Origin of the sequence: Streptomyces sp. NPDC046197 (assembly GCF_040646295.1) — a bacterium.
GTDB lineage: Bacteria > Actinomycetota > Actinomycetes > Streptomycetales > Streptomycetaceae > Streptomyces.
This window is the reverse complement of record NZ_JBEYZY010000040.1, coordinates 26,546-50,150: the sequence shown is the minus strand read 5'-3', so window position 1 is coordinate 50,150 and position 23,605 is coordinate 26,546. Positions and strand designations below refer to the sequence as shown.

At 71.4% G+C, this 23,605-nt stretch carries 19 protein-coding genes and 1 pseudogene; 13 read left to right on the top strand and 7 right to left on the bottom strand.

The features are described from left to right. The first annotated feature begins 4 nt into the window (after positions 1 to 4). The 5 genes from AB0A61_RS35000 (at position 5) to AB0A61_RS34980 (ending at position 6,140) form a co-directional block, all read left to right on the top strand. Entirely contained in the window at positions 5 to 775 is a 771-nt protein-coding gene (locus tag AB0A61_RS35000) for an SDR family NAD(P)-dependent oxidoreductase (RefSeq protein ID WP_361301650.1), read from the top strand. Positions 776 to 924: 149 nt separating this feature from the next. Next, complete coding sequence (locus tag AB0A61_RS34995) at positions 925 to 2,043, top strand: LLM class flavin-dependent oxidoreductase (protein WP_361301647.1); 1,119 nt, start codon at positions 925 to 927, stop codon at positions 2,041 to 2,043. Between the two features lie 93 nt (positions 2,044 to 2,136). After that, the gene (locus tag AB0A61_RS34990; RefSeq protein ID WP_361301645.1) at positions 2,137 to 3,867 is read left to right on the top strand and encodes a D-aminoacylase; all 1,731 of its coding nucleotides are present in this window, start codon (positions 2,137 to 2,139) and stop codon (positions 3,865 to 3,867) included. Beyond that, positions 3,864 to 5,315: an aldehyde dehydrogenase family protein gene (locus tag AB0A61_RS34985; protein WP_361301642.1), complete on the top strand. Its 1,452-nt coding sequence runs from the start codon at positions 3,864 to 3,866 to the stop codon at positions 5,313 to 5,315. The genes AB0A61_RS34990 and AB0A61_RS34985 overlap by 4 nt, the downstream gene beginning before the upstream one ends. Before the next feature lie 48 nt (positions 5,316 to 5,363). After that, a complete protein-coding gene (locus tag AB0A61_RS34980) occupies positions 5,364 to 6,140 on the top strand; it encodes an alpha/beta hydrolase (RefSeq protein ID WP_361301639.1) in 777 nt (258 codons plus the stop codon). A 12-nt stretch (positions 6,141 to 6,152) separates the two neighbouring features. Here AB0A61_RS34980 and AB0A61_RS34975 read toward each other — a convergent pair whose 3' ends face one another. Further along, a complete protein-coding gene (locus tag AB0A61_RS34975) occupies positions 6,153 to 7,688 on the bottom strand; it encodes a CehA/McbA family metallohydrolase (protein ID WP_361301636.1) in 1,536 nt (511 codons plus the stop codon). A 338-nt stretch (positions 7,689 to 8,026) separates the two neighbouring features. On the opposite strand from AB0A61_RS34975, the gene AB0A61_RS34970 reads away from it, so the two are divergent. From AB0A61_RS34970 to AB0A61_RS34960, 3 genes are all read left to right on the top strand, one after another. Then, a complete protein-coding gene (locus AB0A61_RS34970) occupies positions 8,027 to 8,899 on the top strand; it encodes an LLM class F420-dependent oxidoreductase (protein WP_361301633.1) in 873 nt (290 codons plus the stop codon). Between the two features lie 24 nt (positions 8,900 to 8,923). After that, a complete protein-coding gene (locus AB0A61_RS34965; RefSeq protein ID WP_361301630.1) occupies positions 8,924 to 11,509 on the top strand; it encodes a bifunctional FO biosynthesis protein CofGH in 2,586 nt (861 codons plus the stop codon). Between the two features lie 83 nt (positions 11,510 to 11,592). Further along, the gene (locus AB0A61_RS34960; RefSeq protein ID WP_361301627.1) at positions 11,593 to 12,171 is read left to right on the top strand and encodes a hypothetical protein; all 579 of its coding nucleotides are present in this window, start codon (positions 11,593 to 11,595) and stop codon (positions 12,169 to 12,171) included. 81 nt (positions 12,172 to 12,252) lie between these two features. Here AB0A61_RS34960 and AB0A61_RS34955 read toward each other — a convergent pair whose 3' ends face one another. After that, positions 12,253 to 13,134, bottom strand: coding sequence for a glycosyl hydrolase (locus AB0A61_RS34955; protein ID WP_361301625.1), 882 nt, complete (start codon positions 13,132 to 13,134; stop codon positions 12,253 to 12,255). A gap of 588 nt (positions 13,135 to 13,722) precedes the next feature. Continuing rightward, on the bottom strand, positions 13,723 to 14,268 hold the full coding sequence (locus tag AB0A61_RS34950) for a DUF2165 domain-containing protein (RefSeq protein WP_361301622.1): 546 nt from the start codon (positions 14,266 to 14,268) through the stop codon (positions 13,723 to 13,725). A 95-nt stretch (positions 14,269 to 14,363) separates the two neighbouring features. On the opposite strand from AB0A61_RS34950, the gene AB0A61_RS34945 reads away from it, so the two are divergent. Then, on the top strand, positions 14,364 to 16,979 hold the full coding sequence (locus AB0A61_RS34945; protein ID WP_361301619.1) for a tetratricopeptide repeat protein: 2,616 nt from the start codon (positions 14,364 to 14,366) through the stop codon (positions 16,977 to 16,979). Here the strand turns inward: AB0A61_RS34945 and AB0A61_RS34940 are convergent. Then, the gene (locus tag AB0A61_RS34940; RefSeq protein WP_361301616.1) at positions 16,968 to 17,087 is read right to left on the bottom strand and encodes a DUF397 domain-containing protein; all 120 of its coding nucleotides are present in this window, start codon (positions 17,085 to 17,087) and stop codon (positions 16,968 to 16,970) included. The genes AB0A61_RS34945 and AB0A61_RS34940 overlap by 12 nt on opposite strands. Here AB0A61_RS34940 and AB0A61_RS34935 point away from each other — a divergent pair. The 3 genes and pseudogenes from AB0A61_RS34935 to AB0A61_RS34925 all read left to right on the top strand — a co-directional run. Next, positions 17,049 to 17,336: pseudogene (locus AB0A61_RS34935) on the top strand (ATP-binding protein); the annotation flags it as partial. The gene AB0A61_RS34940 and the pseudogene AB0A61_RS34935 overlap by 39 nt on opposite strands. Positions 17,337 to 17,956: 620 nt before the next feature. After that, positions 17,957 to 18,145, top strand: a complete 189-nt coding sequence (locus tag AB0A61_RS34930) for a hypothetical protein (RefSeq protein ID WP_361301613.1) — start codon at positions 17,957 to 17,959, stop codon at positions 18,143 to 18,145. Between the two features lie 104 nt (positions 18,146 to 18,249). Beyond that, on the top strand, positions 18,250 to 19,368 hold the full coding sequence (locus AB0A61_RS34925) for an ADP-ribosylglycohydrolase family protein (RefSeq protein ID WP_361301611.1): 1,119 nt from the start codon (positions 18,250 to 18,252) through the stop codon (positions 19,366 to 19,368). 217 nt (positions 19,369 to 19,585) lie between these two features. Here AB0A61_RS34925 and AB0A61_RS34920 read toward each other — a convergent pair whose 3' ends face one another. Together AB0A61_RS34920 and AB0A61_RS34915 are read right to left on the bottom strand one after the other, a co-directional pair. Further along, positions 19,586 to 21,169 carry a sodium:solute symporter family protein gene (locus AB0A61_RS34920; RefSeq protein WP_361301608.1) on the bottom strand — a complete coding sequence of 528 codons (1,584 nt, stop codon included), beginning with the start codon at positions 21,167 to 21,169 and terminating at the stop codon, positions 19,586 to 19,588. Between the two features lie 216 nt (positions 21,170 to 21,385). Then, entirely contained in the window at positions 21,386 to 22,171 is a 786-nt protein-coding gene (locus AB0A61_RS34915) for an SDR family oxidoreductase (RefSeq protein ID WP_361301605.1), read from the bottom strand. An 89-nt stretch (positions 22,172 to 22,260) separates the two neighbouring features. Between AB0A61_RS34915 and AB0A61_RS34910 the strand changes: the two genes are divergently transcribed. After that, a complete protein-coding gene (locus AB0A61_RS34910; protein WP_361301602.1) occupies positions 22,261 to 23,100 on the top strand; it encodes a hypothetical protein in 840 nt (279 codons plus the stop codon). 130 nt (positions 23,101 to 23,230) lie between these two features. Here AB0A61_RS34910 and AB0A61_RS34905 read toward each other — a convergent pair whose 3' ends face one another. Beyond that, entirely contained in the window at positions 23,231 to 23,422 is a 192-nt protein-coding gene (locus tag AB0A61_RS34905; protein ID WP_361301599.1) for a DUF397 domain-containing protein, read from the bottom strand. Positions 23,423 to 23,605: the final 183 nt, after the last annotated feature.

The following is a 23,605-nucleotide window of genomic DNA, read 5'->3' as shown; positions in this document are numbered from 1 at the left end:
GGCCATGGGCAAGCTGGACGGCCGCGTCGTGATCGTCACCGGCGCGGCACGCGGGCAGGGGGAGCAGGAGGCGCGGCTGTTCGCCGGGGAGGGGGCACGGGTCGTCGTGGCCGATGTGCTGGACGACCGGGGCGAGGCCCTCGCCAAGGACATCGGCGCGCTGTACGTCCACCTCGACGTGGGCGAGGAGGAGGACTGGCGGTCGGCGACGAGGGCGACGAAGAAGGCGTACGGACGCATCGACGGCCTGGTCAACAACGCCGGCATCCTGCGCTTCAACTCCCTGGTGGACACGCCCCTCGACGAGTTCCTGCGAGTGGTGCAGGTGAACCAGGTCGGCTGCTTCCTGGGGATCAAGAGTGTGGCCCCGGAGATGGACGAGGGGGGCACGATCGTCAACACGGCCTCGTACACCGCGGTGACCGGGATGGCCGGGGTGGGCGCGTACGCGGCGACCAAGCACGCGATTCTCGGGCTCACCCGGGTCGCCGCCCTGGAACTGGCGCACCGCGGGATCCGGGTGAACGCCATCTGCCCGGGCGCCATCGACACCGCGATGTCCAACCCGGCCCAGCTGGACCCGGAGGCGGACGCCGAGGAGACCTCCCGTGCGCTCGACGAGCTGTACCGCAGGCTCGTGCCGCTGGGGCGGATCGGGAGGCCGGAGGAGGTGGCCCGGCTCGCCCTCTTCCTCACCTGTGCCGACTCCTCCTACATCACCGGCCAGCCCTTCGTGATCGACGGCGGCTGGCTCGCCGGCGTCTCCGTACTCTGACGGTCCGTCAGCTATTGACGGTCCGGGAGCCCGGTGCCACAGTCGGCCAGCAGGCAGAGCTGACGGTACGTCAGAAACGCAGAGACGCAGAAACACGGAAGCGCGGACACGCGGGAACGCGGAAGACGGACTGGGGACGGTGAACCTCCTTGGAATTCGGGCTCTTTGTACAGGGATACGTGGGCAAGCGTGCCGAGACCGATCCGCTCGCCGAACACAAGGCGCTGATGGAGGAGACCGAGTACGTCATCGAGGCGGACCGGTCCGGCTTCAAGTACGCCTGGGCGTCCGAGCACCACTTCCTGGAGGAGTACTCGCACCTCTCCGCCAACGACGTCTTCCTCGGCTACCTCGCCCACGCCACCGGGCGGATCCACCTCGGCTCCGGGATCTTCAACCCGCTGGCCCAGGTCAACCACCCGGTGAAGGTCGCGGAGAAGGTCGCCATGCTCGACCACCTCACGCAGAACCGTTTCGAGTTCGGCAGCGGACGCGGCGCCGGCTCCCACGAGATCCTCGGCTTCCTCCCCGGCATCACCGACATGAACCACACCAAGGAGATCTGGGAGGAGACCATCGCGGAGTTCCCCAGGATGTGGCTGCAGGACGAGTACCCCGGCTTCCAGGGCAAGCACTGGCAGTTCCCGCCGCGGAAGGTGCTCCCCAAGCCGTACGGGAAGTCGCACCCGGCGATGTGGTACGCCGCCGGGTCGCCGCCCTCGTACGCCATGGCCGCGAAGAAGGGCCTCGGCGTGCTCGGCTTCAGCATTCAGAAGGTCTCCGACATGGAGTGGGTCCTGGAGCAGTACAAGACGGCGATCGTGAACGCCGAGCCGGTCGGGGACTTCGTCAACGACAACGTGATGGTGACGACGACGGCGATCTGCGCGCCGACGCACGACGAGGCGATCCGGATCGCGGTCAACGGCGGCCTGCACTACCTCCCCTCCCTCGTCTTCCGCTACCACGACACCTTCCCGCGCCCCGACGGCTTCCCGGTCTGGCCGGAGACGCTCCCCGAGTACACCGCGGAGTTCGTCGAGCTGCTCGTCGAGGAGGAGCTGCTGATCTGCGGCGACCCGGACGAGGTGCTCCGGCAGTGCAAGCGGTGGGAGCAGGCGGGGGCCGATCAGTTGAGTTTCGGGCTGCCGGTGGGGGTGCCGAAGGAGGAGACCCTTCAGACCATTCGCCTGATCGGGGAGCACGTGATTCCGAAGATCGACACGGATCCCGTTCACCGGACTTCGCGGTTCCGGGCGGGTGCGTGAGCGTCGTCGGCGGGTGCGGGTTCGTTGTGGCCGGTCGCGCAGTTCCCCGCACCCCTCCGAGTCGGCCGCCGCATCCGCGTTGAGGAGGCACCCATGCTCGATCACCTCATCAAAGGCGCGACCGTCGTCGATGGGACCGGCGCGGCCGCATTCGTCGCCGACGTAGGCATTCGGGACGGCCGGATCGCCGTCGTCGGGGCGGTCGGCGAGGAGTCCCGGACCAGCGAGGACGCCACCGGGCTCGTTCTCGCCCCCGGGTTCGTCGACCCGCACACGCACTACGACGCGCAGCTCTTCTGGGACCCGTACGCGACTCCGTCGCTGAACCACGGGGTCACGACGGTCGCGGCCGGGAACTGCGGCTTCACCCTCGCCCCCCTGAACCCGGCCCGGCCCGAGGACGCCGACTACACGCGCCGCATGATGTCCAAGGTGGAGGGCATGTCCCTGGTCGCCCTGGAGGAGGGGGCGCCCTGGAACTGGCACACGTTCGGGGAGTACCTGGACGCGCTGGAGGGCCGGATCGCCGTCAACGCGGGCTTCATGGTCGGGCACTGCGCGCTGCGGCGGTACGTCATGGGGCCGGAGGCGGTGGGCGGACAGCCGACGCAGGAGCAGCTCGCCGCGATGCTGCGGCTCTTCCACGAGGCGATGGACGCGGGCGCGTGGGGCCTGTCCACCACCCAGTCCTCCACCCACTCCGACGGCGACGGGCAGCCGGTGGCGTCCCGGCACGCCGGGCCGGAGGAACTGCTGGCCCTGTCCCGCGCCGTCGGTGAGCACGAGGGCACCCAGATCGAGGCGATCGTCGCGGGCTGCCTGGACCGGTTCAGCGACGCCGAGATCGATCTGCTCGTCGAGCTGAGCGCCGCCGCCGGACGCCCCCTGAACTGGAACGTCCTGACCGTCGACGCGGCCGTACCCGACCGCGTACCGAGGCAGCTGTCGGCGAGCGAACGGGCCCGGAAGGCCGGCGGCCGGGTGGTGGCGCTGACCATGCCGATCCTCACGCCGATGAACATGTCCCTGGGCACCTTCTGCGCCCTGAACCTCATTCCCGGCTGGGGTCCGGTCCTCGGCCTGCCCGTGCCCGAGCGCATGGCAAAGCTGCGCGAGCCGGAGGTCCGGGCCGAGATGCTCCGCCGTGCCGGGTCGAAGGAGGCGGGCGTCTTCCGGCGGCTGGCGAACTTCGGCCGGTACGTCATCGGCGACACCTACAGCGAGGCGAACGCCGGGCTGACGGGCCGGGTGGTCGGTGACATCGCGAAGGAGAGGGGCCTTGACCCCTTCACCTGCCTGGTGGAGATCTGCGCGGCCGACGACCTGCGTACGGTCCTGTGGCCGATGCCCACGGACAACGACCCGGCGTCCTGGTCGCTGCGCGAGCAGACCTGGCAGCACGAGGACGTCCTGCTCGGCGGCTCGGACGCGGGGGCGCACCTGGACCGCATGTGCGGGGCGCCGTACACCACCCGTTTCCTCGGGGACTGTCTGCGCGGCCGGGGACTGGTGGGCCTGGAGCGGGCGGTGAAGATGCTGACCGGCGACCCGGCACTGCTGTTCGGCCTGCGGGACCGGGGCCGGGTGCGGGAGGGCTTCCATGCGGACCTGGTCCTCTTCGACCCGGAACGGATCGACGCCGGCCCGGCCACACTGGTGCACGACCTGCCGGGCGACAGTCCGCGGCTGGACTCCAGGGCGATCGGGGTGCGCGCGGTCTGGGTCAACGGGGTGGAGGCGATCCGGGACGACGTGGTGACGGGCGCCGTGCCGGGGAAGGTGCTCCGCTCCGGCCGGGACACCAGGACGGTGAGCACCAGGTGACGCGCGCGCAGCGGCTGTTCGTGGGCGGCACGTGGGTCGAGCCGGACGAGGGCCACTACGAGGTGGTCGACCCGGCGACCGAGGAGACCGTCGCCCCGGCCCCCGAGGCATCGCGGGACCAGGTGCACGCGGCCTGTGCCGCGGCCCGCGAGGCCTTCGTGCCGTGGTCGCGCACGGCACCGCAGGAGCGGGCGGCCGTTCTCGGGCGGGCGGCCGAGCTGATCCGCGCCCGCCTGGTGCCGTACGCGGAGCTGGCCCGGGCGGAGACCGGTGCGACGACGGGCACGGCGCGCGCACTGCAGGTCGGGGTGGCCGCGGCCCGCTTCACCCGGTACGCCCGCGTGGAGCCGGCGGAGTGGGCGATCGCGCCCCAGGTCAACGAGGCGGGCCCGCTGGGCAGGGCGGCCGTGATGGGCGCGCTGGCGGTGCGCCAGCCGGTGGGCGTCGTCGCCTGCGTCACCTCGTTCAACAACCCCTGGGCCAACCCGGCGGGCAAGATCGCCCCGGCCCTGGCGATGGGCAACACGGTGGTGGTGAAACCCGCCCCGCAGGACCCGTTGTCCGTCTACCGGATGGCCGAGGCGCTCCAGGAGGCGGGGGCGCCGCCCGGCGTGGTGAACGTCGTGTCGGGAAGGTCGGTGTCGGCCGGTGAGGCGGTGGTGGGCTCCCCGGACGTGGACATGGTGAGCTTCACCGGCTCCACGGCGGTCGGCCGGCGCATCGCCGAGGTGTGCGGGCGGGACATGAAACGCCAGTTGATGGAGCTGGGCGGAAAGGGTGCCGCGCTCGTCTTCGACGACGCGGACGTCGTCTCGGCGGTGGCGGGCATCGGCACCACGTTCTCCTTCTACAGCGGCCAGATCTGCACGGCACCGACCCGGGTGCTGGCGCAGCGCGGGGTGTACGACCGCCTGGTGGAGCAACTGGCCGGGTACGCGGCCCGGTTGAAGGTGGGGCACCCGAGCGAGGTGGACACGGTGGTCGGGCCGGTGATCTCGGCGGAGCACCGGGACCGGGTGGAGGCGTACGTCGAACTCGGGCGGAAGGAGGGGGCGGTGGTGGTCGCCGGGGGCGAACGGCCGCCCCTCGACCGGGGCTTCTACGTCGCCCCCGCCCTCCTCGCCGACTGCACCAACGCCATGCGGGTCGCCCGCGAGGAGATCTTCGGCCCGGTGGTCTGCGTCATCCCCTTCGACGACGAGGAGGAGGGAGTGGCGCTGGCGAACGACAGCGACTACGGCCTGATCGACTACGTCTGGACGGGCGACGTGGCCAGGGCGTTCCGCGTGGCGAGGCGGCTGCGGGCCGGCGGAGTCGGCATCAACACGGTGGGCCGCAACATGGAGGCCCCCTTCGGCGGCTTCAAGAAGAGCGGGGTCGGCCGGGACGTCGGCGTGTACGCCCTGCACGCCTACAGCGAGGTACAGGCCGTCGTGTGGCCGGGTTGACCGGCGGGCGTCTGGCGCGAAGGGGGTGAACCGGACAGGGTGGGGCCCGTGGAGACCAGGGTGAAGGTCGGGAACGGCGAGGTCTGGGCGCAGGACACGGGGGGAGACGGCCTGCCGCTGGTGCTCCTGCACCCGGGTGTGGGGGACTCCCGGCTCTTCGACCCGCTGCTGCCCGCGCTGACGCGGGCGCACCGGCTGATCCGCTACGACGCCCGGGGCTTCGGCAGGTCGGCCGCGCCCACCGTGCCGTACACCCAACTCGCGGACCTCAGGGCGGTCCTGGACCACTTCCGGGTGAACCGGGCGGTCCTGGTCGGCAGCAGCATGGGCGGCGAGACCGCCATCGCCCTCGCCCTGGACGACCCCGGCCGGGTGGCGGCCCTGGCCCTGCTGGTGCCGGGCGTCGACGGCTACCCCGGTCTGGAGGCGCCGGAGGTGACCGAGGAGATCGGCGTGCTGGCCCGGGCGGGGGACATGGACGGCCTGGTCGCCCTCGCCCTGCGCGTCTGGGGCGCGGCGGGCACGCCCCCCGACACCGAGGCCGAGCGGACGCTGCGGGCCGCCGTCCCGGCCTGGTTCACCACCCACGGCCACGAGGTCAGGGGCGCCGCGCCCTACGACCGCCTCGGTGAGCTGGACGTCCCCTGCACCCTGCTCCTCGGCGAGCGGGACCAGCCCGAGGTCGTCCGCTGCAACGAGGCGATGGCCGCCCGCATCCCCGGCTGCCGCCTCCTGCGCCACCCCGACTGCGACCACTTCCCGACCCTGCGGGCGCCGGAGGCGGTGGTGGGGCTGGTGGAGGAACTCGCCGCGGAGGTGGTGTGACAGGCCGGACCGTCACTGGCGGCCCAGGAAGACGGGATTGGTGAACGCCGCCATCACCCCGGGCAGTGGTCCCGCGGCCGTCTCGTGGCGCAGTTCCGCACGGACGTAGGCGGCGTAGGACGGGGTGGTGCGCCACTCGGCCGTGCCCGCGCCGGACACCGGCAGCGGATCGCTCGTGAACAGCACGCCCTGGTCGGTCACGAAGCGGATCGTGCAGCGGGGCGCCCCCTGCGCCTGAAGGCGTACCGTCACCGGTGAGTCGCGGTCCACCCGCAACCGCTCGCCGATGCCCGCGTGCTCGCCCCGGGGGCCGGAGACGGTGAAGGTCAGTGCGACGTTCTTCGACTCGGCGACGTACGAGCGGCCCGCCCGGATGCCCTCCTGGACGGCCTCCCGGGTCAGGTCGTCGGCGAGGACCACCGTCTGCGGGCTGCCCACCGCGTCGGGGTCGCGGTGCGCGTCGCTGTTGCCCATCGCCGGGAGCCACCTGCCGTGCCCCTCCCGCACCGATGCCACCAGCGTGTTGTCCCACTCGGCCAGCGTCACCTCGTCGTCCGGTGTGAAGGGGCCGTTCCACACCTCGACCGCGTCCGCCTCGGCGAAGCCGAACTTCCAGCCGCAGCCGACGCAGGTGGCGTGCGGATGGGCCGGTACGACCAGTCCGCCCGCCCGGCGGATGTCCCGGGCGATGCGGGCCCAGCGGTTGTCCCTCGCCCGGTAGCGCCAGTCGACGAAGGTGCCCGGGTCCGTGCCCAGGGCCAGGACGTGGCCGTTCCGTGTCGTCACCTCCTCGCCCAGCATGATCAGCAGGTCGTCGCCGGCCTGGTCCGCCCAGTGGGCGTGCGAGGAGTGCGTGTTGTGCTCCGAGGTGTTGATGAAGTCCAGTCCCGCGGACCGGGCCAGCGCCGCGATCTCCGCGGGCGTGCGGCGTCCGTCGGAGTACCACGAGTGCAGGTGGCAGTCGCCCCGGTACCAGTCCCGGCCCCGGCCCTTCGCCCGCGGCGGCGGGTACGTGGCCGGCACCGGCGTGCCCGGACTGCCGTAGGTCAGCGTGATGGTGAGCTCGTACGACAGGCCCTGCGGAGCCACCGTGTAGGGGCCCAGCGCGATGTGCCAGGTCCCCTCGCGCACCGGGCCGGGGATGTAGCCCGGCGTCGCGTCGTCCGCGCGGACGAAGAACTCCGAGCGTGCGCCGCCCGACCAGCCGCGGAAGCCGTGGCCGCCGAGGTCCGTGCCGCGCTCGTCGAAGATGCCGATGTCGAGTGCGTTGCCCTGGGTGCCGGCCGGGACGGAGGGTTTGTCGTAGGTGTACGCGACCTTGATCTCGCGTACCCCGGCCGGGACCTCGACGGGGACGTACACGAAGTCCGGTGAGCCGGTGGGCAGGGTGCCGCTGATCCTCCGGGTCTCCTGGTCGCCGTCCGCGGCCGCGGCGCCGCTCGCGAAGGTCACGCTTCCCAACGTAAGCGCCGCGGCCGCCCCCGTCACCAACAGAGCGCGTCTTGCGGGCCCGTGGTCATGCCCGCGGCTGTGGTCGTCCTCGCACATGCTGCCCCTCCCAGGGTGTCGTGGGTGGTGCCTGCAACGTTCCTGTCCGGGTGTGAACTGTCGTGCAAGGGAAGGGAATCGGCGCCTTTCGTGGAAGGGGAATCGGCGGGCGGGGGACGTTTTCCGGCCAGCCGGGAGCGGCCCCGCACGCGGGAAGGGGAGCGGCCCGCCCACGGGAAGGGGAGCGGCCCGCCCACGGGAAGGGGAGCGGCCCGCACGCGGGAAGGGGAGCGGCCCGCCCACGGAAGAGCGAGGGAAGTCCGACCGGTCGGTATGGACTCCGGTGGATTCTCCCGGTACAAGAGGGGGCATCAGTCGTGCACCGAGAGGCCACCCCCATGCGCATCGCCGTCACGATCTTCCTCACCGACGAGACCATCACGCCGACCAGGCTCGCCCGTGAGCTGGAGCAACGCGGCTTCGCCGGGCTCTACCTGCCGGAACACACCCACATCCCGGTCGAACGGACCACCCCCTACCCCGCCGGCGGTGACCTGCCGCGCGAGTACGGCCGAACCCTCGACCCCTTCGTCGCCCTCGGCCAGGCCGCCGCGGTGACCGAGCGGCTGGGCCTGGGCACCGGCATCACCCTCGTGGCCCAGCACGATCCGATCGACCTCGCCAAGCAGATCGCGACCCTGGACCACCTGTCCGGCGGCCGGTTCACCCTCGGCCTCGGATTCGGCTGGAACGTGGAGGAGGCCGCCGACCACGGCGTCGACTGGCGCACCCGGCGCGAACTCGTCCGGGACCGGATGGCCCTGATGCGCGCGCTGTGGGCCGAGCAGCCGGAGGCGTACGAGGGGAGCTTCGGCGGCGTGCGGGCGAGCCTGGCGTTCCCCAAGCCGGTGCAGAAGCCGCGCGGGCCGGTCACCGGGCCGCGCACACTGGTCGGTGGAGCGGCCGGGCCGAAGCTGTTCGCGCACATCAGCGAGTACGCCGACGGGTGGCTGCCGATCGGCGGGCGCGGTCTGTCCGAATCCGTACCGGTGCTGCGCGCCGCCTGGGCCGACGCCGGACGCGACCCGGCCGCCCTCCAGGTCGTCCCCTACGCCGTCCTGCCCACCCCCGGAAAGCTCGCGCACTACGCGGACCTCGGCATCGAGGAGGTCGTCGTGCAGCTGCCGTCGCAGGGGGAGAGCGAGGTGCTGCGGGTGCTCGACGAACTCGGTCCGTTCGCGGGGCAGGCACGCCAGGCCCGACGACCCTGATCTCGGCAATCGTATGCTCGAAGGATGACGACTTCCGCGACCTCCGGAACCGGCCCCACCGAGAACTCCATGCGTCGCGCCCTCAAACGCGCCCGGGACGGCGTCGCCCTCGACGCCGGCGAGGCTGCGGTGCTGCTCCAGGCCCGCGGCGAGCACCTCCAGGACCTCGCCGCCTCCGCCGCCCGGGTCCGGGACGCGGGCCTTCGGGCCGCCGGCCGCCCCGGCGTCATCACCTACTCCAAGAGCGTCTTCATCCCGCTGACCCGGCTGTGCCGGGACAAGTGCCACTACTGCACCTTCGTCACCGTGCCCGGCAAGCTGCGCCGCGCCGGGCACGGGATGTTCATGTCGCCGGACGAGGTCCTCGACATCGCCCGCCGCGGCGCCGAACTCGGCTGCAAGGAAGCCCTGATCACCCTCGGCGACAAGCCCGAGGACCGCTGGCCCGAGGCGCGCGAGTGGCTCGACGCGCACGGCTACGACGACACCATCGCCTATGTCCGGGCCGTCTCCGTCCGCATCCTGGAGGAGACCGGGCTGCTGCCCCACCTCAACCCGGGCGTCATGTCCTGGACGGACTTCCAGCGACTGAAGCCGGTCGCCCCGTCCATGGGCATGATGCTGGAGACCACCGCGACCCGCCTGTGGTCCGAGCCGGGCGGCCCGCACCACGGCTCCCCGGACAAGGAACCCGCCGTACGCCTGCGCGTCCTGGAGGACGCCGGCCGCTCCTCGGTCCCCTTCACCTCCGGCATCCTGATCGGCATCGGAGAGACGTACGAGGAGCGGGCGGAGTCCCTGTTCGCGCTGCGGAAGATCTCCCGTGCCCACCACGGCATCCAGGAACTGATCATCCAGAACTTCCGCGCCAAGCCGGACACGGCCATGCGCGGCATGCCGGACGCCGAACTGGACGACCTCGTCGCCACGGTCGCCGTCGCCCGGCACATCATGGGCCCGTCCGCCTGCCTTCAGGCCCCGCCCAACCTGGTGGACGCCGAGTACGAACGGCTCATCGGCGCGGGCATCGACGACTGGGGCGGGGTCTCCCCGCTCACCATCGACCACGTCAACCCCGAGCGCCCCTGGCCGCAGATCGAGCAGCTCGCCGAGAGGTCCGCCGCCGCGGGCTTCGAACTGCGTGAACGGCTGTGCGTCTACCCCGAGTTCGTCACCCGCGGCGAGCCCTGGCTCGACCCGCGGCTGCTGCCGCACGTGCGCGCGCTGGCGGACCCCGAGACGGGGCTGGCGCGCGCGGACGCCGTCGTCGAGGGGCACCCGTGGCAGGAGCCCGAGGAGGTGTTCACCGCCTCCGGCCGCACCGACCTGCACCGCACCATCGACAGCGACGGCCGTACGTCCGACCGGCGCGAAGACTTCGACGAGGTGTACGGCGACTGGGGCGCCCTGCGCGAGGCGGCGGCGCCCGGGATGGCCCCGGAGCGCATCGAAGGGGACGTACGGGTGGCCCTGCGCACGGCCGCCGACGATCCCACGAGGCTGACGGACGAGGAGGCGCTGGCGCTGCTCCACGCGGACGGCCCGGCGCTGGACGCGCTGTGCCGGATCGCGGACGACGTGCGCCGCTCGGCGGTCGGCGACGACGTCACGTACATCGTCACGCGGAACATCAACTTCACCAACGTCTGCTACACCGGCTGCCGTTTCTGCGCCTTCGCCCAGCGCCGCACGGACGCGGACGCCTACACCCTGTCCCTGGAGCAGGTCGCGGACCGGGCGCAGCAGGCCTGGGACGTGGGCGCGGTCGAGGTCTGCATGCAGGGCGGCATCCACCCGGACCTGCCCGGCACGGCGTACTTCGACATCGCCAGGGCGGTGAAGGAGCGGGTGCCGGGGATGCACGTGCACGCCTTCTCGCCCATGGAGGTCGTCAACGGGGCGACCCGTACCGGGATGTCCGTCCGCGAGTGGCTGACGGCCGCCAAGGAGGCGGGCCTGGACACCATCCCGGGCACGGCGGCCGAGATCCTCGACGACGAGGTCCGCTGGGTCCTGACCAAGGGCAAGCTGCCGACGGCCACCTGGATCGAGGTCGTGACGACGGCGCACGAGCTGGGCATCCGGTCGAGCTCGACGATGATGTACGGCCATGTCGACCAGCCCCGCCACTGGCTCGGCCACCTGAGGACCCTGTCCCGGATCCAGCAGCGGACCGGCGGCTTCACGGAGTTCGTCACCCTCCCCTTCATCCACACCAACGCGCCCGTCTACCTCGCGGGCATCGCGCGCCCGGGCCCGACGACACGGGACAACCGGGCGGTGACGGCGATGGCGCGGCTCCTCCTGCACCCGCACATCCCCAACATCCAGACCAGCTGGGTGAAGCTGGGCACGGAAGGCGCCGCCGAAATGCTCCGCTCGGGCGCGAACGACCTGGGCGGCACGCTCATGGAGGAGACCATCTCCCGCATGGCGGGCTCCTCCTACGGCTCGTACAAGTCGGTCAAGGAGCTGATCGCGGTGGCCGAGGCGGCCGGGCGGCCGGCGAAGCCGCGGACCACGGTGTACGGGGAGGTCCCGGAGGAACGCCGGCGCGCCGCGGCGGCCTCGGACGGCCACCTGCCGGAGCTGCTGCCGGTGCTGGACTGACGGGCCCCCGGGGTTCAAGCGGCTCACAGTACGATGATCCGACCCCCGATGGAGGGGTTGAGTAGCTGAGGAGATGCGTGCCCATGGCGGGCCGAATACCTTCGTGGGCCTGGGTCAGCGGGATGACCGTGGGAGCGGTCGCCGCGGTCACCGTGCTGGCCGTGCGCGCGGACCATGGCCCGCACCCCGTGGCCACGGCCGCCCGGCCGGGCGCCTCGGCGCCGGCGGGCGCGCACCCCTCCGCCTCCCCGAAGAAGTCCACCCCGGCGCCGGTGCCGGTGCCGGTGCCGTCCGGCTCCGGCGCCGGACGCCGCATCGTGTACTCGCCGGAACAGCACCGGGTGTGGCTGATCGACGCGAGCGACAAGCCCGGCCGCACGTTCCCGGTCTGGCCGGGGACGGTGAGCCCGGACCCCGGCACCTACACGGTGTCACTGCGCCGGGCCTCGACGACCGGATCCGACGGCGTGCAGATCGAGCACATCGTCTACTTCGCCGCCAAATCCGGTCATTCCATCGCCTTCTCCAACGCCGTGGACGGCTCCTCGCCCCCGCCCGCCCCGGACACGAAGACGGGCGGCATCCGCATGGGCAAGGCGGACGGGACGGCGCTGTGGGCGTTCACGTCGACGCCGACCAAGGTGACGGTCGTCCACCAGTGACCCGAGCCGGGGACGCGTCGCCGGCAGGCGGTGGTGCGGCAGACCGCCTGACAGGAGCCAGGGCCCCGGCAGGCAGTGCAACTAGCGGATGGCCTTGGCCCAGCTGGCGGACACCGCGTAGCTCTCCAGCGTCGTGATGTCGCGGTACTTCGGCGAAGCCACGTTGGGCTGCTTGAGAGCGGCCTGGATACTGGCCTGTGCGGAGGACGGGGAGGCGAGACGCCAGTCGGGCTGGTTGGAGTTGGGGACGATCTCGTCGAACCACACCAGAGCCCTGATACCGTCGGCCTGCGCGGTCCTGAGCGCCGCACCGAGCCACTTGCCCTTGTCGGCGGTCTGCAGACCCGTTGCCGTTTCCGCGAGGATGGCCGGGCGGCCGCCGTCGAACTGGCGCAGGGCGCCGAGCATCGTCTTGTACCGGTACTGGTCGCCCGGACACCACGAGGACGAGGTGCACCAGTCGTAGGCGTCGATGCCCACGTAGTTGACGTAGTCGCTGCCCGGCCACGCCGTCTTCAGCGGTGAGATGGAACCGGAGTAGCCCACGGTCCACACGAAGAGCGACTTGCTGCCGGTGTACTGGCGGAAGATGCGGAAGACCCTGCGCCACGCGCCGTACAGCGCCTGCGGGGTGTTCCCGCTGCGGCCCAGGCTGTAGGTCTCCCAGTTGGTGTTGAACTCCGCGAACGGCCGGAAGTAGAAGGGGTGGCCGTAGGCGGCGAGGGACTTCGCCATCGAGATGATCTGGGCGTCCTTCTGCCCGTTCTTTATCTCCGTGAGGTTCCCCTCGGGAGACCACGCGACCATCGGCACGGCACCGGCCTCGCGTGCCGCGGTCATCTTGGACACCGAAGCGGTGGAGGCGGACTGCGACAGGAACCAGGAATCTATGGAGGGTGCGAGTCCGGCGTACTGACCGCTGGCGGTGTCCTGGGCGACCGACCCCGCCTCAATGCCCCACATGACGGGGTTGGTTACCGGTGCGGGGGCGGCTTCGGCCCCCGGTGCCAGCGCAATGCCGGCCGCTATCGATGCACCGAGTATGGCACCGATTATGGCCTTTCTTCGTCTCACGCGTTCCTCGACTGTGTCCGGCGTAACCGCGGGGCAGCCGGCGGTCTGATCAGAGGACCGAGGCAGACCTGCCACGACCCGCGAGGCCACCCCCCTGGCAGCAGGACTGTGAAGATCCAGTAAGAATTCCGCGAGTCGCCCTGGACCGTATCACGTGTACCTGCCACTTATTGCGTGACGAAGATCGCATATTTTCCGCCACTCGGACTGTTGCCAAGTGAACCGCTTGCAGGCTCTCACCGGTTGGCCTGATATCGCATCAAGTTCTTTCCGGGACACGGGAACCTGACGCTGCGCCGGAGCGCTTCCCGCACTAGGGGGTGTCGTTCGGATCACCGCGGGTTCGCGACGCCTGGCACGGCACCTCGCCGCGTTGTCGCATGACCCGAGTACGTCCAGTACGCGGGTCATGCTCCGCCTTGCGATGCACCGCACCATGCGCCGCGGCCTGATCCGCGGTGATCCCAACGACACCCCCTAGCGGTCGCCGCCCGCGGACTGCCCGAACGGCAGCTGGACGACGACCAGGACGACCCCGCTGAGCAGGAACACCCGTGTCGCCGCATCCAGCCCGTTCCAGTTCTTCGACTGCCACATCGCGAACCACTCCCCGCCGATCGCGATGAACCCGGCGCCGAACAGCAGCATCAGCATCAGCAGGCCATAGGTCGAGAGCCGCCGGGCCCGCGCCTCGTCCCGCCGTATCCAGGACCACGTACCGGCGACGAGCACCAGCGCGGCGACGCTCTCCCACGCGATGACGGCGACGTAGGCCGCGTCCTGGAGCCCCTTGTCCGTGATCGCCCGCCACATCAGGTCGCCGTCCTTGAAGGTTGTGTCCATGGCCAGGACATGCCGCACGAACTGCTGGTTGGTGCCGAAGTCCGTGATGTTCCCGAAGGCGACGAGGGTGATGTAGAGGGCGACGGTCGCCGTGAGGAGGGTGGCGGCGAGGACGGGCGTGCGTGAGCCGTCACGGGTGCCGGTGGTGGCGATGGTGCCCGAGGTGGGGGTGGTGGTCATGGCGTGATTCTTTCCCACCGCGACCCGTCGCCTCCCGTGCGTATTGAGCCACAATGGCGTTGCGGATTGCGGCTGTTGGAGGAGGGGACCTACGGGTGGCGCAGGTACGGCCGTCGATGCAGGAGCTGATCCGGCAGCGTCGGCGTGCCGGGTTCGTGGGGCGGGGCGAGGAACGAGCGGCCTTCCGGAGGAACTTCGACTTCCCGCCCGAGGATGAACGGCACCGCTTCCTCTTCCATGTGCACGGCAACGCGGGAGTCGGAAAGACCTTCCTGATCCGGGAGCTGGAGCAGATCGCGCGGGAGCGCGGGGCGCTGACGGCGTACGTCGACGAGAGCGCCGGAAGCGTGCCGGAGGCGATGGCGACGATCAGCCGCCAACTGGACTCGCAGGGCAGGCGCTTGAAGGAACTCGACCGGTTGCTCACCGCGCACCGCGAGCGGCGGCACGAGGCCGAGGCGGCGGTGGCCGCGCTCGATCCTCCGCAGCCCGGGGATCCGTCCGTGGTGAGCACCACGGCACTGCGGCTCGGCCTGGCGGGCCTGGGCCTGATTCCTGGTGCCGGACCCTTCGTCGGAGCCGTCGATCCCGCTCAACTGGCGCAGGGAGCCGACCGGTTACGGGCCGGACTCAGCGCCCGCTTCCGCAGCCAGGACGACGTTCAGCTGGTGCTCTCCCCGGAACGGGTACTCACGCCGGTCCTGCTGAGGGAGCTCTCGGACGCGGCGACCGCCGTGCCGTGGCTCGTCCTGCTCTTCGACGCGTACGAGCGGACCGGGCCGTTTCTCGACGGCTGGCTGCACGAGGTCATGACGACGGACCGGTACGGCGCCCTGACCCCGACCGTCGTCGTGGTCACCGCCGGGCAGCGCCGCTTCGACACCGCCCGCTGGGGCGGGTTCGCCGACTTCATGACCGACGTGCCCCTCGGCCCGTTCACGGAGACGGAGGCGCGGGGGCTGCTCGCGGACAAGGGCGTGCTGGCCGAGCCGGTCGTGGAGGAGGTGCTGCGGCTCAGCGGCGGTCTACCGGTCCTGGTGTCGACCCTCGCCGAAACCCGCCCCGCAGACCCGGACGACGTGGGCGATCCGAGCGCGACGGCCGTGGAACGGTTTCTGAAGTGGGAGCGGGATCCGCGGCGGCGGGCCGTCGCCCTGGCCGGCGCACTGCCCAGGTGGCTGGACGCGGACGTGTTCCGGGCGGTGACGGACTGCCCCGACGACGAACTCGACGTGCTGTACGAGTGGTTGACGGGCATGCCGTTCATCGGCGAGCGCGCGGACCGGCTCCGGTACCACGATGTCGTACGAGCGCCGATGCTGCGCCTGCAGCGACGAAGGTCCCCTCGGGGGTGGGCGGAGCGCCAGCGACGGCTGGCGGAGTACTTCGGACGTCGCCGGGAGGAGACCGAAGCCGGGCTGCACGGCGAGGAGTTGTGGTCGGACGACGGGTGGCGGGAGCTGCGGCTGGCGGAGACGTACCACCTGCTGTGCGCCGGGGAACGGCAGGCACTGCCCGCGGCGTTGCGGGGCTTCGTCGACGCGGCCGGCCACGGGGGCGACGCCGCTGCCACGCGCTGGGCGCTGGCCCTGGTGGACGCGGGGCGGGACGCCGAGGCCAGGGACCTGGCCCGGTGGGGAAGCGGGCTGACGGAGGCGCTCGCCGGCGGCGGGACCGCTGCCGCACTGGCGCTGCTGCTGGGCCGGGCGGCATTCGACGAGCCGACCCTGGCGCTCGCACACGCCGCGCGGGGCAGCGCACTCCGGGACGACGGCGCGTACGAGGAGGCACTGGCGGAGTACGACCGTGCCCTCGCGCTCGACCCCGGACTCGCCCGCGTCTACCGCAGCCGGGCCGTCGCCCGCGCCGGGCTCGGCGACTACGACGCGGCGATCGGCGACTTGGACCGGGCCCTCGCGCTCACTCCGGACGACCCACGGGCCTGGGCCGTACGAGGCGAGTACCACCGCATCCAGCAGCGCTACGACGAGGCGCTCGCGGACCTGGACGAGGCCATCCGCTGGGACCCCTCGGACGACTTCGCGTGGGCCTCACGGGGCGCCGTCCGCCTCGCCCGCGGCGAGCACCAGCAGGCGCTCACCGACCTCGATCGCGCACTGGAACTCAAACCGGACTATGCGTGGGCGCTGGTGCGCCGGTCCCAGGTGCGGCGCGCCCTCGGCGACCCCGACCGGCAGATGGCGGACCTGGACCGGGCCGCCGCCCTGCAACCCGACTGGGCATGGATCCACTGCCAACAGGGCGACGTGCGCCGCGCTGCGGGGCGGGACGAGGAAGCGGTGGCCGACTACGGCCGCGCGCTCGCCCTCGACCCCGGATACGCGTCGGCCCACGCGAGCCGCGGGGCGTCACTGGCCCGGCTCGGCCGCCATGAGGAGGCGCTCGCCGACCTGGACCGGGCTGTGTCTCTGAGGCCCGAGTACACGTGGGCACTGCTTCATCGAGCGACGGTGCGGCTCAGGCTCGGCCACGGGGAGGCGGCCTTGTCCGACCTCCGACGGGTGCTCGACCTGAATCCCGGCATCACGCCGGCGGACGGCCTGCTGAGCGCCGTGCTGCCGATCGAAAGCAGGGACTGGCTGCTTGAAGTACTCCTTGGCCTGCCCGACCCCGACCAGTCCGACCTCGCCCCGATCGTCGCCGAGCTCACCTCATCACGCGGGACCGCCCGGCCCCCGTCACAGGACTGACGCGAACGCGACGAACTCCGCCCACGATTCATCGGTGAACGCCAGCCGGGCGCCGTCTTTGTTCTTGGAGTCGCGGACGTGGACGGTGGCGTCAACGCGGTTCTCCACGGGCGCGTACCCGGGCGGGACTTCCGGCTCGCGCTCGGGCTGTACGCGGACGGCACCTTGCGGATCGAGGTGACCGATGCCCGGGGTGACCGGAGCCCGCGAATCCAGGATCCGGCGGCGGGGGACGCGGAATCCGGCAGGGGGTTACGGATCGTGGCGGTGTACGCGGACCGTTGGGGCGTGGACCGGACACCCGCGCACGGCAAGACGGTGTGGGCCGAACTCGTACCGGGTCGCGGCGAGGCGTGACCCGGCGGTTCCCGACGCCAAGGACCAAAGAACCGGGGAAAGAACCGAACCAGCCCCCACCGCCCCCGTCGATCACCCGCCGGAGTGAATATGCCCAACTCGGCTGGCGTGGCGAGGCAGTTGTGGTGCAGCGTCATCCGTGACAAGCCCAGACATGCATCGGCCCTCGCCGGGACTGCCATCCCAGTGCGAGGGCCTGATCACCGAGGAAACGCGACTTCCCGATGACTGACAAGCAGCGTAACGCGCCCAAGCGCGCGAGGTCCGCCAATGCCGACCATTCCCACTCCGGTGTCATCCACGTCAACGAACCGCACCACGACAACTTCATCCGGCGCGGCGGCGTAGGAAACCCGGGAACAGGGTGCCCGAACTGACCCCGGACGGGCTGCGGGCTGCGGTCGCGCGTATCGCCCCGAGCCGGATCCCGGCCCTCGCACAGCACCTGTTCGAAGCCACGACGAACGCCCAGCAGACACAGAGCCTTGCGCCGTTATGGGTTTTCGTGCACTCCTGGGCCGCGGTCGTGGCGATCGAACGGCATCCAGGGCGTGCCGCCCGGTTGCGGGAGCTGGAACGGATCGTGGACACGGGAGGTCAGCGTCGTCCGGGAGGCGCTTGTGGCCATCGGCCGTGACCCGTCGGTGGGCCGCGAGATTCCCGGCTGGCGGCCTCCGTCAGCGGACTACACCTACACGACACCCCTGGCGCCCGACTCGGCAGAGGCGATCACGGTCGTGTACACCCACACGCCGGGCATGGGGGTGACGGTCGTCCACTACTTCCGTGACCCTCAAGTGATCGACTGAGGTCCGACCCGGGTTCGCTCCCGACCGCCCCCTGAACGTGTCGTTCCCGTTCGATTACAGTGCTGAGCGTCGTACGTACGGACGGTGCCGTGAGGGAGGTCTTGGTGGGTACGACGTCCGGTGCTGTCTGGGGGCGTACCGAACAGCAGGACTTTCGGGGCAGGGTGCGGGGCACCCTGCTCGGGGTGGCCGTGGGCGATGCCCTGGGGGCGCCGGTGGACTCGCTGGACCTCGCGGGGATCCGGGAAGCGTACGGGGCCGAGGGGATCGCCGATCTCACCCCGGCGTACGGCAGGCGCGGTGCCGTCACCCACTTCACTCAGCTCACCCTCTTCTCCGTCGACGGGCTCATCCGCGCCCAGGTACGGCGGGACACCGGCGCCTGGCACCCACCCACCGATCTGCACCGGGCGTATCTGCGCTGGGCCGCCACCCAGCACGACTGGGGACCCGACGAGCGCCGCAAGGACGACGGCTGGCTGGCCCGCGAGGAGTGGCTGTACGCCCGCCGGGACCCGGCCCGGGCCCTGCTGCTGGGCCTGGGTGACGACACCATGGGCACCCTGGAGGTGCCCAAGAACCCGGGCGAAGCCGGACCCGAGGCCGCGGGCCGGTCCGCGCCCTTCGGGCTGCTCGTCGGCTGGGAGCCGCAGCTGGTCGTGCAGCTCGCCGTGGAGTGCGCCACGCAGACCCACGGACACCCCGCCGCCTACCTGTCGGCGGGCGCGTACGCCGTGATCGTGCACGCTTTGGCCCGCGGTGACAGCCTCGACGGCGCCGTGCAGAAGGCGCTGGCACTGCTTGCCGTACGCCCCGGCCACCAGCCGGTCTCGGACGCCCTCCAGCATGCGCTGGGCGCGGTACGGCAGGGGATGCCGACCCCGGCCCGGGTCGAGGAGCTGGCGGGGGAGGGGACTGCGGAGGGGCTGCTGGCGGCCTCCGTGTACTGCGCCCTGGTCAGCGAGGACGTCCGGCACGGGCTGTGCCTGGCGGTGAACCAGAGCGGGCCGTCCGCTGCGGCCGGTGCCCTCACCGGCGGGCTGCTGGGCGCCCTGCACGGCGAAACGGCCCTCCCGCCGGCCTGGCTGGCCGAACTGGAGGGCCGTCCGACGCTGCTGGTCCTCGCGGACGACTTCGCGATGGAGATGACCCAGGGACCCGCACTGCACGGGCCCGCCGGGTCCTCTCCGGGCTGGCTGACGCGCTATCCGCGCGGGGCCTAGCCCCGTCCCGTCTCGGTCTGGCTCGTCTCGTTCTGGCTCGTCTCGTTCTGGCTCGTCTCGTTCTGGCCCGGCCCGGCCCGGCCCGGTCCGGTCCGGCCCGGCCCGGTCCGGTCCGGCCCGGCCCGGTCCGGTCCGGCCCGTCCCGGTCCGGCCCGTCCCGGTCCGGCCCACCTGGGTCCGTCCGTCTCGGTTCGTCCCGGCCCAGTTCGGGGCCGGGTCACGACGGCTGCGTACCCAGTACGTCGTCGCCCGCGCCCGCCGGAGCCGGGACCGCCACCGCCGCCGCGGAGTCCCCGTCCCCGTCCCCGTCCGTGTTCACCCGCTCGATGATCGCGAGCCGCTCCGGGGTGTCCTCCGGTCTGACGTAACCGATCACGATGTACAGCACCAGCGAGAGGGCCAGCGGCACCGACACCTGGTACTGGAGCGGCACGCCGCCGTCGACGTTCCAGTCGACCGGGTAGTTCACCAGCCAGAAGGCCAGCAGCCCCGTCGCCCAGCTGCCGAGCGCGGCCGTCGGGCCGGAGCGGCGGAACGGGCGCAGCAGGCCGAGCATCATCGGGATGGCGATCGGGCCCATCAGACCGGCGACCCACTTGATGACCACGGTGATGATGTCCTTGAACGTGGGCGAGTTGACCTGCGTCGCCACCGCCATCGACAGGCCGAGGAAGACCACCGTCGTCACCCGGGCCGCGACCAGGCCCGAACGCTCGCCCCACGAACGGGCCCGCTCCGACAGCACCGGCGCCACGTCCCGGGTGAACACCGCCGCGATCGCGTTGGCGTCGGAGGAGCACATGGCCATGGTGTGGGAGAAGAAGCCGACGACGACCAGGCCCAGCAGGCCGTGCGGCAGCAGCTGTTCGGTCATCAGGCCGTAGGAGTCGGAGCCGTCCGGCTGCGCCGCGTGCACCAGCAGCGGCGACATCCACATCGGGTAGAAGAGAACCACCGGCCACACCAGCCACAGCACCGCGGACAGCCGCGCCGACCGGGTCGCCTCCCGCGCGCTGCCCGTCGCCATGTAGCGCTGGGCCTGGTTCAGCATGCCGCCGTTGTACTCGAAGAGCTTGATGAAGAGGAAGGCGAGGAGGAAGACGGTCCCGTACGGGCCGACCAGGGGCCTGCCGTGGCCCTGCAGGGCCGGCTCGTCCCAGGCCCCTAAGAAGCCGATGTTCTGGTCGTTCAGCTTCAGCACGACCGCCACGAACATCGACACCCCGGCCAGCAACTGGATCAGGAACTGGCCGAGTTCGGTCAGCGCGTCCGCCCACAGGCCGCCGATCGTGCAGTAGACCGCCGTGATCGCGCCGGTGATGAGGATGCCCTGGTTGAGCGAGACCCCGGTGAAGACCGACAGCAGCGTCGCGATCGCGGCCCACTTGGCGCCGACGTCCACGATCTTCAGCAGCATGCCGGACCAGGCGAGCGCCTGCTGGGTGGAGAGGTTGTAACGGTTCTTCAGGTACTCCAGCGGGGAGGCCATGTTCAGCCGGGAGCGCATCCGGTTGATCCGCGGCGCGAACAGCCCCGACCCGACGGCGATGCCCAGCGCGATGGGGAAGGACCAGGTGACGAAGGACGTGACGCCGTAGGTGTAGGCGATGCCCGCGTACCCGGTGAACAGCACCGCGCTGTAGCCCGACATGTGGTGCGAGATGCCGGAGAGCCACCACGGCATCTTTCCGCCCGCGGTGAAGAAGTCGCTGACGTCGTCCACCCTCTTGTGGGACCAGATGCCGATCGCGACCATCACGCCGAAATAGCCGATGAGCACGGCCCAGTCGAGACTGTTCATGTGCCCCCTTCCAGGGTCCGCCTTGTGAACTCCGCTCAGCTGGTTGGCACTTCGCCTGAGCGGGGTAGGGGCGAGGAAGGCCGCGAAGTGCCCGCTCATCGTTGTTGCGGTTACGCGGGCACGACAAGCAAGCGAGAGGTCAAGAGCAGGCAAAGATGTTCTGCGTGATGACCTGAGTTCATGAACATGAACAGAAGGGGGGCTTCGCAAACGTGGTCAGCGCATCAGCTCCCCCGCGTTGACCAGCAGGGACTGCCCCGTGACGGCCCGCGCCCGGTCCGACGCCAGGAACACCGCGGCGTCCGCCACGTCCCCGTCCGTCGCCAGGTCCGGCAGCGCCATCCGGTCGGTGAGCCGCTTGAGCACCTCGGCCTCCGGCACCCCCTCCGTCTGTGCGGTGAACCGCACGTACGCCTGCACCGGCGGCCCCCACATCCAGCCCGGCAGCACGGTGTTGACCCGGATCCGGTACGGCCCCAGCTCCCGTGCCAGTGAGTACATCGCGCTGGTCAGCGCCCCCTTGGAGGCCGCGTACGCCGCCTGTCTCACCTGCGAGGGTGCGGCCACCGCCGACTGGGTTCCGACGAACACCACCGAGCCGCCGCGCTCCTTGAGCGCGGGCAGGCACGCCCGGGTCATCCGCAGCGTTCCCAGCAGGTTCACGTCGATCACCGACTGCCAGGTCGTGAAGTCGGCGTCCTCCAGGCCGCCGAAGTGGGAGTCCCAGGCCGCCACATGGACCACGGCGTCGATCCGCCCGAAGCGCTCCCGGGCCAGCGCCGCGAGCGCCTCGCACTGGCGCTCGTCGGTGATGTCGGTCGCCCGGTACGCGGTGTGCGCCCCGCCCGGGTCGGCCTCGGCCGCGCTCTTGGCCAGGTTCGCCTCGGTGCGGGCGCCCAGGACGGCGTTCCCCCCGTCCCGTACGACGGCCGCCGCGACCTGGTGGCCGAGCCCGGCTCCGACTCCCGAGACCACGACGGTCTTGCCTCCGGGCAGTGACATCCCGGACCTCCCTGGTGCCGTGACTCTGGCGCATCGTCTGACGGACCGTCAGAGTATGGGCGACCGCAGCAGGACGGAAGGGGACCGGCATGAGCGAGGAGACCCGCAGCGAGCAGTACGCCGAACTGGCCGCCGTCGGTCCGTACGGGGTCCGCCCCGGCCACGCCCTGATCACCATGGTCGAGCCGCACCCGGGCCACGAGTACGCCTACAACCGCTGGTACGAGGACGACCACTACTACGCCGGCGCGATGGCCATGCCCTGGATGTACGCGGGCCGCCGCTGGGTGGCTACCAGGGAACTCCAACTGCTGCGCAGTCCGGAGAAGTCGGCGATAGCCCAGCCGGTCACCGCCGGCTGCTACCTCTCGGCGTACTGGATCACCGAGGGCCGCTACGACGACCACATGAAGTGGACGGTCGCCATCAACAGGCGCCTCAACCGCGACGCCCGCGTCTACCACGACCGCACCCACGTCTTCACCGCGTTCCAGGACCACGAGGCGACGGTCTACCGGGACGGGGCGGCGGGTCCCCGGGACTTCCACGCCCTGGACCACCCGTACGCGGGGCTGGTGCTCGAGGTCGTCGACGCGGACTCGCCCGAGCAGCGGGCGGAGCTCCTGGAGTGGCTGCGCGCGCGTCACCTGCCGAAGCGGCTGGCGGGCTCGCCCACGGCCATGGTGACCGTCTTCCGGCCCACCCCGCTGCCCGGCGACCGGATGACCTACGTCCGGCAGGTGGAGGGCGTCGACACGCGGCTGACGCTGCTGTGGTTCCTGGAGGCGGACCCGCTCGACTGCTGGGAGCGGCACTTCACGGGGCTCGGCGATCAGGTGGCGGAGGCGGGGCTGGGGAGGGTGGAGCTGCTGGCGCCGTTCGTTCCGACGGTGCCGGGCACGGACACGTATGTCGACCGGCTGCGGTAGGGCACAAGCCGAGCCCCCTCGGCAAGGACGGCGGGCTGGTCGAGAGGGCTCTTGCAGTGGTGCTTGTGCAGTTGTCGATGGTGCCGTGGCCTGGCCGGGTATCCGTGGAGGATCAGGAAGACCCTCCCGTCTACGCCTTGACCGATGCCACGAAGGCGTTCCACGCGTCGGCGGGGAAGTCCAGCACCGGACCCTCGGGGACCTTGGAGTCCCGGACCGCCATGGCGGCGACCACCGGTGACTTGACCTCGACGCATGCGCCGTTGCCCGTGGAGTACGAGGACTTGGTCCACGAGCCCGTGGCGCCCTGACGAATTGCCATTTCTACTCCGAATTGCCGGTTGTTGAGTTGCTGTCACCGCACGACGTGTTCGGCGAGAACCCACAGTGCGGTTTGCGCCAACGTTGTTGCGTGATGGCGTGATCGACGCTACTCGCCACCCTCGGCTTCCGAAGCGACTATTCACTCGACCGGATGGCATATTTGATCGGGTCTTCCGCCCGG